Source organism: Desulfurivibrio alkaliphilus AHT 2 (assembly GCF_000092205.1).
Classification (GTDB): domain Bacteria; phylum Desulfobacterota; class Desulfobulbia; order Desulfobulbales; family Desulfurivibrionaceae; genus Desulfurivibrio; species Desulfurivibrio alkaliphilus.
In genome coordinates this window covers 2,207,589-2,220,246 of the sequence record NC_014216.1, presented here as the reverse complement: position 1 = coordinate 2,220,246, position 12,658 = coordinate 2,207,589, and the positions used below count along the sequence as shown (strand labels likewise).

Below are 12,658 nucleotides of genomic sequence, written 5' to 3'. Positions count from 1 at the left end.
CTTGTCGAGAGATTGACCGGCGCAAGCGCCGGTTATTTTAAACTCATCCTGATCAGTTTGCCCTTCCGGCGGCAACCCTCGATGCAGCGGCCGCAGTAGATGCAGTTGGGATCGCGCAGTTGGCCCCGGTCCAGGTTGCGGACAATTTTAACCCCCATGTAGCATTTGTGCTCGCATAACTCGCAGCCTTCGCAATCGCCTTGGTTGAAGCGCAGTTTGAGCAGGCTGAGCCGGTTGAACAGGCCGTAGGTCTTGCCCACCGGGCAGAGTACCCGGCACCAGAGCCGGGGGTAGAAATAGTGCAGCACCAGCAGGGCCAGCAGGGTCAGCAGCGACCAGGCGATCATCGCCGGCTCCACCGGCAGGTCGCCGGCCAGAAAGACCAGGCCGGCGATGGTCCGGAAAAAATTGGTCAGGTGCGACAGGTAATTGGTGAATAGCGGCAGGCTGAAGAGCAAAGCCAGCAGCAGCAGGCCGCCGGCCAGCCAGTAGCCGACTCTGGGCGGCAGGGGGAGCCTGGCCGGCCCCTGCTGGTCGCCGGGGCGCAACTTGTCCACCAGGGAAAAAAGCAGGTCCATGGGGCAGACCCAGCCGCAGAAGGCCCGGCCCAGCACCAGGTAAAGCAGGGCCACCGGCAGCACGGCGGTGATCAGGGTCAGGCTGATCCCTTTGGCCGCCGCCGAGATCTCGAAAAAGGCAAAGACATCCAGCAGCTTGATGCTTCCCAGCAGGGTGGAGCCGGAAAGGCTGCCCACCAGCAGCTTGATCTCGAAGTACTGGAGCATGAACAGGGCCAGGATGGCCAGCATCACCGTGCGCCGCAGCAGAGTCCAGGGGATTCCCCGGCCGGGGGTTTTGGGGGCGTTATCTTTAGCGGTATTCACGTTCCACCAACCTTCCCCGGGCCATTATCTCCGGCAGATTATGGCCGTAAACCATTTCGTAGCGCTCCTCGCCGGAGACGTGCAGCGTTTGCTCCACCTCCGCAAGGTACTCATCCTTGAGACCGGCATAAACCTCCGTGGTCACCACCTTCACCGCCGAGCCGCCCAGGGGGCAGTATTTTACACACAGCCCGCAACCCACGCATTTCTCGTTGATGTAGGGCTGGTTACCCCAGGCCCCGTAGTAGAAATCAAACACCGAGGCGCCCAGGGGGCAGGCCTTGCTGCAGGAAAGGCAGACATCACCGTTCCAGCCGAAGCAGAGCTTGAGGTCGATCAGGGCGATTCCCATCTTTACTTCAGGCTTTTCCACCGGCTGCAAGGCCCCGGTGGGGCATTGACTCGGGCATTCCATGCACAGGGTGCAGGGAAAATCCCGCATATCTTTGATATAAGGGGTTGCGCCCTGGAGGCCGTGGCGTGGTCCGGCCATGGCAATGGCGTCGTAGCCCATGGTGTGGCAGACATTGAGGCAAGCGCCACAGCCGCTGCAGTTACTGCGAAACTGCCGATCCGGCAGGGCGCCGGGTGGCCGCACCAGGCCGGTTTCGGTAATCTCCGGAAGGGGGCTAAGGTGCCGCTCGGCCGCCGCCGCTTGCCGCCGCCTGGCATCTTCCCGCAGCAACAGCCCGCTGCTCCCGGCCACCCCGGCCGCCCCGGCGGCCGCCACCACCTTCAAAAAAGTTCGCCTGTTAAGACCCATAATCACACCACATAACAACCAAAAACGGCGGGCGGGAAAAGTACAACCAAAAAACTTTTCCCGCCCACCAAGGGAGGAGCAATAAAATAAAAAACAACCCAACAAAGAAGGGGGTAATCGCGCCGCAGTGCCGCAAGATGCGGTGCTGCGGTGCTATTACCCTAAGCGATAATGGGGCCGGGCACGGCTTGCGTCTGCTCCCGGATGGTACCCTTGCTCAGTTTAACCGAGAACATCTTGTAATCCATCTGGAAGCTCAGCGGGTCAAAATGCTCGTTCATGATCATGTTGACCAGCTTGAACTCGTCGAACCAGGGGATAAATACGTAATCGTGGCGCGGCCCGCCGGTGGCCCGTGTGACATCCAGCACCTTGGCCGGCAACTCCACTTTGCCCCGGCGGGATTCGACGATCACCGGGTCGCCCTCGCGGATGTTGAGCTTGGTCGCCAGCTCGGCGTTGAGTTCCACGTAAGCCTTGGGCACCGCCCGGGAAAGCTCCGCCACCCGGGTGGTCATGCTGCCGGTATGCCAGTGTTCCACCACCCGGCCGGTACAGGCACCGTAAACGTAACCGGTGGTGTCGTACATCACCAGCCGCGAGCCGTCGTCCTTGATGAACTCTTCCTTGTGGTTCTGGATATCGGCCGGGCTGAAGACAATACTCTTGAGCGCCGTGACCTCACGGTCGGGGTCACCCACCACCTTGACGGTGTAACGGCTGGTGACATCGAAGGGGGCCACGCTGGACTCATCGACCTTGGCGGCGTTGAACTTGCGCTCCACCACGTCCACGGTCTGGTATTTGGCGAACTTCTTGCCATCGAACTTGCAGGCCCACCAGGGGTTGGCCCAGATGATCGCCCGCCCGTCGAAACCAGGCACCCGGTGGCCGTCGGGATGGTCGAGGAAGCCGTGAATGAAGGCGTTGGAGTTATAGAAGCTGGCAAACCAACCTTCCGGTACGTTGTTGGCCCGCTGGTACTCCCGGTCCGCCTTCATGGCGTTGATGTTTTTCTCCAACCAGCGGCCGTAAGCCGGGTTGATGGCCTTCTGGTTGCCCAGGTAGGCATTGGTAATCCGTTCCACCAGGGGATCGTAGGGGTAGGCATACTGGATCCGTGATTCATACTTGTCGTAACGGGCCTTCATCGCCGGGTCGGTATGGACGTCGGCGGGGAAGGGGATCCGGTAGCCGTGGTTGCGATCCAGCAGTACGTCGCGGTTCATACCGGTGAAGTTGTAGCCGGTGCCGCCGGACAGGGCCTGCATTTCCTCCCAGATGTTGCTGGAGAACTGCCGGTTCCACTCGGGGGTTTTGGCGGCGCTGATGGTCTTTTTGAGCCAGTCCGCCCCGTCGTACTCTTCCGGCCAGAACTGGGATACGTGACCCTTGGGCACCAGCCCCTTCTCCTCCAGCCGCCGCACCAGACAGGCGAAGATGGTGTGGTCGGGCACTGTGTCGCCGGCGGGTTCGACCACCTGTTTGATCACCTGGTAGCGACGCTCCAGGTTGCCGAAGATGAACTCTTTTTCATACCAGCTTGAGGCCCCCAGCACCACGTCGGAAATGGTGGTGGTGGCGGTTGGGAAGGATTCCAGGGTAACGGTTATGGGCCAGGAAGAGCCCTTTGCCGCCGCCCCCATGGCCTTGCGATAAGGCCAGGAATAGGCCAAGGACTGACCGGGGTTGACACAGGCCACGAACTGGACCTTGATCTGGCCGGAGGCCAGGCGGCGGAACATCTCCTGGGTATGCGGCCCGGGTATGGGGTGAATCTGGATCCTGTCGGTTTCCGCCTTGATCTCCGACTCGGAGACCCCCTGTTTCTTGAGGTAGGCCGCGGCCCGTTCTTTCCACAGGTTTTCCACCTGGCCCCGGTGGATGGGGTTGGCCACCACCCGGCCATAGGGCAGGGCATGACACAGGGCGCCGGGCGCCCGGATGCCGCCGCAGGCGTTGGGTTGGCCGGTGAAGCTGAAGGAGTGGCGGCCGGGCTTGACCGCCTTGCCGGTGATCAGGTTGAGCATGTGCAGCGAGGCGTTGGTCCAGGTGCCCTGTACCTTCTGGTTGACCCCCATGCACCAGACCGAGGTGGTGTAACCCTTGGCAAACCACTCGGCGGCCAGCCGAATGGCTTCGGGGCCGCTGATCTTCTTCCAGGTGCGGGTGTCGCGATCATAGAGCAGGGGTGATTCACCCTCGAAGATAATATCGGCGATCTGGTCCGGGTTGTAATCGGAGAGAAACTCCAGGAACATGGCAAAACCCTTGTAGAGGTCGGCCATGATCTCCCGCTCGGAGCCGTATTTCTTCTTCAGGTCCGGGTAGACCGCCCGCTTCAGCCCCATGGTGTGGCTCATGTCGTGGGCGGTGCCGCGGATGCCGCCGTACTCGGTCTTGATCCAGGTCTTTTTGACGTCTTCATGGATACCGAAGTTGGCGTGCCGCTCGATGAACTTGCGATCAAGGTAGTTCCAGTCGGCGCTCACCGTGCCCTTTTCCACGTCATACTCGGCGTTGTCCATCTCGCGGGCGATGACGTAGGCCATGGAGTTGAGCAGGGCCAGGTCGCGGCCGGTGGCAAAGGGCAGCCATAGATCGGCGATGGTGCCGGAACGGGTCTTGCGCGGATCGGCCAGGATCACCTTGACCTGGTCCGGGTTTTTCTGCTTTACCGCCGCGATCCGGTTAAAGGGGATAGGGTGGGCTTCGGCGGTGTTGCTGCCAATCAGGAAAAAAGTGTCGGCGTGCTTGTTGAAATCGGGGTCCGGCACATCCAGGTCGTCGTAGGAGCCGTAGGGCTCGTCCTTGCCGAAGGTGTAAAGGTAGCCCACCACCGCCGAGGCCATGCAGGTCCGGGGCTGACCCTCGATGGCGTTGTTGGCCAGCATGCCGCCGCCCTTGAAGGCCTTGTTCATGATGTGGGTCTCTTCCGAGCCCAACTGGCCACTGCCGTAGTAGGCCACGCTGTGCTTGCCGTTTTCCCGCACCGTCTTTTCCACCGCGTCGGCGACAAACTCGATGGCGTCTTCCCAAGGCACCAGGGCGAAGTTTTCTTTCAGGTCCACGTCGGAAGGGGTAATCCCCCGGGGGTCTTTGGTGGTAACCCCGTCGCGGACCCGCGGCGAGTTGGCCAGGTCCGGCTTGCCGGTGGCCGGGTTGATCCACTCTTTGCGGACCAGCGCCCCTTTGGGGCGGCCCTGGTAGTCCATGGCGCGGTGCAGGTAAAAGCCTTTGGTGCAGAGCACCCCGCGGTTGACTGTACTTTGCATGTCGCCCTTGATGGCGATAATTTTTTTGGCCTTGCCGGCGGCGTCCACCTGGGCGTCGGCAACAATGGTGCAACCCACGGCGCAGTAGCGGCACTGGCCGACAGGAAAGGTTTTAACCGAGTTGGCGGCCACGGCCAGGCTGGGGTCGAGCTTGACCCCGGCGGCGGTGGCGGCGGCGGTAATGGCGCTGGCCCTGAGAAAATTTCTTCTGCTGATCTGCATGATTATTCTCCCTCTATAAAGTGCGGGTTGTGAGCAAACAGTGGTGGCTTGGCGCAACCGGCTACCGTTGCAGCCGGGCTGCTTTTAGCGGTTGGACCTTAAAGTGAAACCGGCTGCGCCGATCTCGTCGCCGATGGCGGAATAATCACCGTTGGCGGCCACCGCCATCACCGTGATGCTGACATCGGGGCCGGGTTCGGGCCGCTGCCAGAACTGCCACCAGGCAGTAGCTTCCCCCGGAGCCTGCCAGGAAAAAGACCAGGAGCGGCGATGGGAACCTTCCAGGGTATGGGTCAGAATGCCATCAATGAGCTGGGTGTGGGCCTGGTCTTTGGCCACCAGTTCACCGGCGGAGGCCTGGATCGCGAAACCGCCTTGCTGTTCCCCCAGGCTTTCAAGGGCGCTGTCAAGTTCAAGGGTAAAGGTGTAAGTCTGGCCGGGGCGGTAATTCTCAGGCAGGTTGCGGAGTTTGACCATCTCGGGCTGCATGGGCCCGGGATGACAACTCATACACTGAAAACTGGGGGCGCTGTTGGCAAAGCCGTGGGCCGGCGGCGGGGCCTGCAGGGCCACCCCCATGGCCACCATGGCCACCAGGGTGCAGGGGAAAAACATTTTTTTAAGCATCATCCACCTCCTCTCCTTTGAACATAAAGTAGGGTTTAGTAGGGCCGGCACCGGCGCGGGACCGGCGCTTCCCGGTTGTCGGCGATCCGTTGAAGGTATGACTTATAACCAACAATCGGTACATCTCGATCTATGGCGAAAACCATGCAAAAGGCCTGTTCTTCTAACAGATTAAGGTGAAGTCTTACTAGCTTTGGTTGTACCACAAGCCGTGTAAATACGAGGTAAATAATTTACAAAAAAATATGCCGAGAAAAAGTCGCCGCCACCGGCTGTAGAAATTGCCTTAGGCACCTCCGCAGCTTTGCCGCCGACCATGCTTTTGCGTTGCAAATGGAGCCGGAAACGGTTATTTCCATCACCATGGTTACATCTGGGGTTAAGGGTAAAAAAAGGGTGGCGGTGACGACCTTGGGGTGCAAGGTCAACCAGTATGAGACCGCCGCTTTTCTGTCTGAGCTGGCTGATTGCAAAGAGGTGGAGATCGTTCCTTTTGGCGAGGCCGCCGAGGTTTATGTGATCAATACCTGCGCGGTGACGGCCAAGGCCGGCGCCCAGTCCCGCCAGTTGATCCGCCGGGCCGCCAAAAGAGGCGGCAGCCGCCTGGTGGTCACCGGCTGCTACGCCCAGGTGGCCCCCCAGGAGGTGCTGGAACTCACCGCCCGTCCTTTATGTATTGTCGGCAATAGCCATAAAAATCTGGTCACCGAAGCGGTGCTGGCCGCCTCTCCCTGCGACCTGGAGATGTACCTGGCCGACATGGCCGGTTGCCGGGAGGTGGCGCCCCTGGTGGTCCGTCGGGGGGGGTCACGTACCCGGGCGGTGTTGAAGGTGCAGGATGGCTGCAGCCAGCGCTGTTCATACTGCATCGTGCCCATCAGCCGAGGGCCCAGCCGCAGCGTAACCCCGGAGCGGGTGCTGGACCAGGCGGAGATATACGCCGGGCAGGGTTACCGGGAGGTGGTGCTCACCGGGATTCATCTGGGCCACTACGGTCTGGATTTGCAGCCGACCCTGCCGCTGGTGGGGCTGTTGGAAAAGCTGCTGGCCCGGCGGTTGCCGCTGCGCTACCGCTTAAGCTCGCTGGAACCCCGGGAGGTAAGCCCTGAATTGCTGGAGTTGGTGGCCGCCGAGGCCGCCTTGCAACCACATCTGCATATTCCCCTGCAAAGTGGTGATGACCGGATTCTGGCGGCCATGAACCGTCCCTACCGGCGGCAGGATTTTGCCGCCGTGGTCAACCGCTGCGCCCAGGTGTTGCCGGCCGCCGCCATTGGGGTAGATGTTTTGGCCGGCTTCCCGGGGGAAGATGACGCGGCCTTTGCCAACACCCTGGCCCTGCTGAAGGAGTTGCCGGTGAGCTACCTGCATGTTTTTCCCTATTCACCGCGCCCGGGCACGCCGGCGGCCAAGCTGCCGGACCAGGTGCCGGAGAAGGTGAAACAGCGCCGGGCGGCCCGCCTGCGGAACCTGGATCGGCAAAAGCGGGAGGCCTTTTACCGCCGCCATCTGGACACTGTCCGGCCGGTGCTGGTGGAGGGCGGCGACCAGGATGCCGCTAAGGCGCTGCGCGGCTTTACCGATAACTACATTCCGGTGCAACTGCCCGACGGGGCGGCAAGGGGCAACCAGGTCATCCGGGTGCGCCTGAGCGGCCTGGCGGAGGAGGCGGTGCAGGCTGTGCCGGTGGTCGGCGATGATGGCGGGGGTGATGAGCATAACGGCAAAGGGGCGGGAGGTTCCTGATGCGGGGGGAAATAATTGCCATCGGCGACGAGCTTACCACCGGCCGGATTCTCAACTCCACCAGTTGCTTTGCCGCTGCCCGGCTGTTTGCCGCCGGCTATAAGGTACCGGTACTGACCACCATCAGCGACGACCTGGAGTTGATCAGTGAAAACTTGCTCCAGGCCCTGGCCCGGTCTGATTTTGTCATTGTCACCGGCGGCTTGGGCACCACCAGCGATGATTTGACCAACGAGGCGGTCTCCGCCGCCCTGGCTCGGCCGGCGACCCTGTATCCGGAAATTTTGCGCAAAATCCAGGCCCATAGCGAACATCTCTCCCCCCGGGCCCGGGCCTCGCTGGAAAAGCTGGCCTGGCTGCCCGACGGGGCCCATGCCCTGCACAGCGAGGCCAAAAGTGCGGGCTATTTTCTGGTCCACCAGGGCAAACCGGTCTTTTTCCTCCCCGGGGTGCCCCACGAGATGCGGGAGCTGATGGTGGAGGCGGTGCTGCCCCGGCTGGCGGTCTGGGACGGCAAGCCCACCCGCCGGGTGCGGCAGCGGGTTTACCGGGTAAGCGGCCCCGGCGAGGCGGAAATCAACCAGTGCCTGGCCGACCTGGAAGCCCGTGACGAGCGGGCCAAAATCGGCTATTATCCGGTCTCGCCCGAGGTCCAGGTAAGCCTGACCATTTCGGCCGCCAGCGGCGCCGAAGCCGATGCCCTGCTGGCCGACTTCGATGGCGAAATCAGGCGGCGGTTGGGGCAGGATATTTACGGCCTGGAGGAAGAGAGCCTGGAAGAAGTGGTGGGGGAACTCTGCCGGCAGCGTAACTTGCGCCTGGCGGTGGCCGAATCCTGCTCCGGTGGCCTTATCGCCGCCGCCGTTACCCGGGTGCCGGGCTCATCGGCCTACTTCCTGGGCGGGGTGGTGGCTTACAGCAATTTATTGAAGGAAAAGCTGTTGGGGGTGGCCGGCGAGACCCTGGCCGCCCACGGCGCGGTAAGCGCCGAGGTGGCAACCGAGATGGCCGCCGGTGTCCGCCGGGCCAGCGGTGCCGACATCGCTTTGTCCGCCACCGGCATTGCCGGTCCTGACGGTGGCAGCGAGGAAAAACCGGTGGGTACCGTCTACATCGGCCTGGCCGCCGCCGGCGGGGTCCGGGCCGAACTTTTTACCTTCAACGGCAAACGCGGCCAGATCCAGGAAGCCACCGCCCACCGGGCGCTGGACCTGCTGCGCCGCTACCTTTTATCGACCCAAGACAGCAGACCAACAGGAGAAAAACATGGCTAACGTGGCAGCGGACGACAAGGGCAACAAAAGCAAAACCCTGGACAGCGCCATTTTTCAGATTCAGAAGCAATTCGGCAAAGGCTCCATCATGCGGTTGGGAGCCGACGAGCGGGTGGCGGTGCCGGCCATCTCCACCGGCATTTTGAGCCTGGATATCGCCACCGGCATCGGCGGTATCCCCCGTGGCCGGATCATCGAGGTATATGGGCCGGAATCCTCGGGCAAGACCACCCTGGCCCTGCAGATCATCGCCTCGGCCCAGCGGCAGGGAGGCGCGGTGGCCTTTATCGACGCCGAACACGCCCTGGACGTCACCTATGCCGAGCGGCTGGGGGTCAATGCCGACGACCTGCTGATCAGCCAGCCCGATTATGGCGAGCAGGCCCTGGAGATCGCCGAGATCCTGATCCGCAGCGGGGCGGTGGATGTCATCGTGGTGGACTCGGTGGCGGCCCTCACCCCCAAGGCGGAGATCGACGGCAACATCGGGGATACCCATGTGGGCCTGCAGGCCCGGCTGATGTCCCAGACCATGCGCAAACTGGCGGCGATTCTGCAGCGGACCAACACCGCCATTATCTTCATCAACCAGATCCGGATGAAGATCGGGGTGATGTTCGGCAACCCCGAGACCACCACCGGCGGCAACGCCTTGAAGTTTTACAGCTCCATGCGCATCGATATCCGCCGCATGACGGCGATCAAGGATGGGGAAGAGGTGATCGGCAACCGGGTCAAGGCCAAGCTGGTGAAAAACAAGGTGGCTCCCCCCTTCAAGGTGGCCGAATTCGACATCATCTTCGGCGAGGGTTCCTCCCGGGAAGGCGATCTGCTGGATCTGGCGGTGGGGCAGAACATCATCGACAAGAGCGGCGCCTGGTATTCCTATAACGGCGAGCGCATCGGCCAGGGCCGGGAGAACTCCAAGCAGTACCTGCGGGAACACCCCGAGCTGGCCGATGAAATCGAGCGCAAGGTACGCTTGGGCTTCGGCCTGCCCATGCCCGGCGAGTCCCGCGAAATGCCGGCGGAAGAGGCTCCCGGCCAGGAAGGAGCCACCGCCAAAACCGGCAAAGCGGCCAAAAGCGAGTAAAACTAATTAAAAACAGCCAATTGGACCACTAATCAAGATGAACGGCAACGAAATCCGGCAACGATTTATCGAGTACTTTACCCAGCGCGGCCATACCTTGGTGGAAAGCTCGCCCCTGGTGCCCCACGAAGACCCCACCCTGCTCTTTACCAACGCCGGCATGGTCCAGTTTAAAAAGGTCTTCACCGGCGAGGAAAAACGCGATTACTCCCGGGCCGTTACCTGCCAGCGCTGCGTGCGGGCCGGCGGCAAGCACAACGATCTCGACAATGTCGGCTATACCGCCCGGCACCACACCTTTTTTGAAATGCTGGGCAACTTCTCCTTCGGTGATTACTTCAAGGAAGAGGCCATCCGTATGGCCTGGGATTTCCTCACCAAAGAGATCGGCCTCTCCCCGGCCAAGCTCTGGGTGTCGGTCTACGAAGACGACGACGAGGCCTATGCAATCTGGGAAAAGATCGAAGACCTGCCGCCGGGGCGGATCGTTCGTTTAGGCGAAAAGGACAACTTCTGGGCCATGGGCGACACCGGCCCCTGCGGTCCCTGTTCAGAGATTCACATCGACCAGGGCGAGGCGGTGGCCTGCCCCGAGGAAAACTGCGGGGTTGATTGCGACTGCGACCGTTTTTTGGAGATCTGGAACCTGGTTTTCATGCAGTACGAGCGGGATGAGCAGGGCAATCTCACCCCCCTGCCCAAGCCCAGCATCGACACCGGCATGGGCCTGGAGCGGATCGCCGCCGTGGCCCAGGGCAAAATCAACAACTACGATTCCGACCTTTTTCAGCCCATTATCCAGCGCACCTGCCAGCTGGCCGGGATCAGCTACGGCGCAAACCTCCGCGCCGACACGGCCCTGCGGGTGATTGCCGATCACGCCCGGGCCACCACCTTTCTGGTGGCCGACGGGGTGTTGCCCTCCAACGAGGGCCGGGGCTACGTGCTGCGGCGAATCATGCGCCGGGCGGTGCGGTTCGGCCGCTCCCTGGGCTTGACCGAGCCCTTCCTGGGGGAGGTCTGCTCTGCGGTGGCCGACGGCATGGGGTCGGCTTGGGGCCATTTGGGCGAGAGCCGGGAGTTGCTTGGCAAGGTGGTGCGCCACGAGGAAGAACGTTTCCTGGAAACCCTGGATCATGGCCTCGGGATGCTGGCCAGCGAGATCGAGCGCCTGCAGGGTGAGGGGATCAAAACCATTGCCGGGGACTTTATCTTCAAGCTTTACGATACTTACGGTTTCCCGGTGGATATCGCCAAGGACGTGGCCCAGGAGGAGGGGCTGCAGGCCGACGAGGAAGGCTTTGGAGCCGCCATGGCCCGCCAGCGGGAACAGTCCCGCAGGTCCTGGAAGGGAGGCGGCCTGGGCGAGCTTGGCCCGGGATTTAAAGAACTGCTGGAGCGGGGGGTGAAGAGCCGCTTTGTCGGCTATGAAACCAGGCGGCACCATGGAACCCTGGTGGCCGTGCTCGACCAGCGGGGTGAGCTCCATGATGAGGCCGCCGCCGGCACTCTGGTCAGCCTGGTCTGCGACGAGACCCCGTTTTACGCCGAGGCCGGCGGCCAGGTGGGTGACTGGGGGGAAATCGCCGGCGGCCAGGGCCGGGCCAAAGTTCTTAACACTTTGAAAATTGGTGAACACCTGGTGGTGCACCAGGCCGAGGTGGCCGAGGGCAAGCTGGCGGTCGGAGCAGAGGTGTTGCTGGCGGTGGCCGAGGGCCGGCGGCGGCAAACCGCCGCCCATCACACTGCCACCCACCTGCTGCATGCCGCTTTGCGCCGGGTTCTGGGGGAACATGTCAAACAGGCCGGCTCCTTGGTGGATGCCGAACGCCTGCGCTTCGACTTTACCCATTTCTCGCCCTTAAGCCGGGAAGAAATCCGCCGGGTGGAAGAACTGGTCAACGAGGAGATCCGGGCCAACACCCGCCTGGAAGTGGCGACCCTGCCCCGGGAAGAGGCCCTGCAGAGCGGGGCGGCGGCCCTGTTTGGAGAAAAATATGGTGATACGGTCCGGGTGGTGGCGGTGGGAGACTTCAGCAAGGAGCTTTGTGGGGGCACCCACGTGGGGGCCACCGGAGAAATCGGCCTGTTCAAAATCACTTCGGAAGGCGGGATTGCCGCCTCCACCCGGCGCATTGAAGGCTGCTGCGGCGGCCTGGCCCTGTCCCGGGTCCATGCCCTGGAGGATGAGGTGCAGCAGTGGGCCGGTCGGCTGAAGACCAATCCCGCCGAACTGGGTGTAAGGCTGGACAAGCTGCTGGCCCGGCAAAAGGAGCTGGAGCGACAACTGGCCGAGTTGGCGGCTAAGGCCTCCCGCTTCGATGCTGAATCGGTCCTCAGGCAGGCGACCGAGGTCAACGGTATCAAGGTGGCAACCTGCCGGCTGGAGGTAGATTCGGTCAAGACCCTGCGGGAGGCCGGCGACAAGCTGCGGGATAAAATGGGCAGCGGTATCGCCGTGCTGGCCGCCGAACCGGCTGGCAAGGTCAGCCTGCTGGCCCTGGTCAGCAAGGATCTCACCGACCGTTACCGGGCCGGCGATATCGTCAAGCAGGCGGCCCAACTGGTGGGCGGCAGCGGCGGTGGTCGCCCGGACATGGCCCAGGCCGGCGGCGGCGACCCGGAAAAAATCGACCACGCCCTGGCCGCGGTGCCCGGGATTGTGGCGGAGTTGTAAAAAAAGTCTATAAAAATAATATTGACAGGGTTTTTTTAATGGATTAGAACGCCAAATTGTTTGTGAATGACCATTCATTTTCAAGCGTGGAATGGAC

General features: G+C 62.2%; 8 protein-coding genes. 4 read left to right on the top strand and 4 right to left on the bottom strand.

Annotated features, from left to right (window positions below; translation table 11 throughout):
- Positions 1-32: 32 nt before the first annotated feature.
- From DAAHT2_RS09690 to DAAHT2_RS09675, 4 genes are all read right to left on the bottom strand, one after another.
- A complete protein-coding gene (locus DAAHT2_RS09690) occupies positions 33-884 on the bottom strand; it encodes a 4Fe-4S binding protein (RefSeq protein WP_013164112.1) in 852 nt (283 codons plus the stop codon).
- Positions 871-1,647 (bottom strand): 4Fe-4S dicluster domain-containing protein, encoded by a 777-nt coding sequence (locus tag DAAHT2_RS13960; RefSeq protein WP_083774474.1) that lies wholly within the window; start codon positions 1,645-1,647, stop codon positions 871-873. Before DAAHT2_RS13960 ends, DAAHT2_RS09690 begins: the two co-directional genes overlap by 14 nt.
- A gap of 161 nt (positions 1,648-1,808) precedes the next feature.
- A complete protein-coding gene (locus DAAHT2_RS09680) occupies positions 1,809-5,144 on the bottom strand; it encodes a molybdopterin oxidoreductase family protein (RefSeq protein ID WP_013164110.1) in 3,336 nt (1,111 codons plus the stop codon).
- Between the two features lie 84 nt (positions 5,145-5,228).
- Complete coding sequence (locus DAAHT2_RS09675) at positions 5,229-5,774, bottom strand: choice-of-anchor V domain-containing protein (protein WP_041718945.1); 546 nt, start codon at positions 5,772-5,774, stop codon at positions 5,229-5,231.
- A 330-nt stretch (positions 5,775-6,104) separates the two neighbouring features.
- Here DAAHT2_RS09675 and mtaB point away from each other — a divergent pair, with 330 nt between their 5' ends.
- The 4 genes from mtaB to alaS are packed head-to-tail and all read left to right on the top strand — an operon-like array spanning position 6,105 to position 12,561.
- Positions 6,105-7,517 carry a tRNA (N(6)-L-threonylcarbamoyladenosine(37)-C(2))-methylthiotransferase MtaB gene (mtaB, locus tag DAAHT2_RS09670; RefSeq protein ID WP_013164108.1) on the top strand — a complete coding sequence of 471 codons (1,413 nt, stop codon included), beginning with the start codon at positions 6,105-6,107 and terminating at the stop codon, positions 7,515-7,517.
- Positions 7,517-8,791, top strand: coding sequence for a CinA family nicotinamide mononucleotide deamidase-related protein (locus DAAHT2_RS09665; RefSeq protein WP_013164107.1), 1,275 nt, complete (start codon positions 7,517-7,519; stop codon positions 8,789-8,791). The genes mtaB and DAAHT2_RS09665 overlap by 1 nt, the downstream gene beginning before the upstream one ends.
- On the top strand, positions 8,784-9,884 hold the full coding sequence (gene recA / locus DAAHT2_RS09660; protein ID WP_013164106.1) for a recombinase RecA: 1,101 nt from the start codon (positions 8,784-8,786) through the stop codon (positions 9,882-9,884). Before DAAHT2_RS09665 ends, recA begins: the two co-directional genes overlap by 8 nt.
- A gap of 37 nt (positions 9,885-9,921) precedes the next feature.
- Positions 9,922-12,561, top strand: a complete 2,640-nt coding sequence (gene alaS / locus DAAHT2_RS09655; RefSeq protein ID WP_013164105.1) for an alanine--tRNA ligase — start codon at positions 9,922-9,924, stop codon at positions 12,559-12,561.
- The last annotated feature ends 97 nt before the right edge of the window (positions 12,562-12,658 follow it).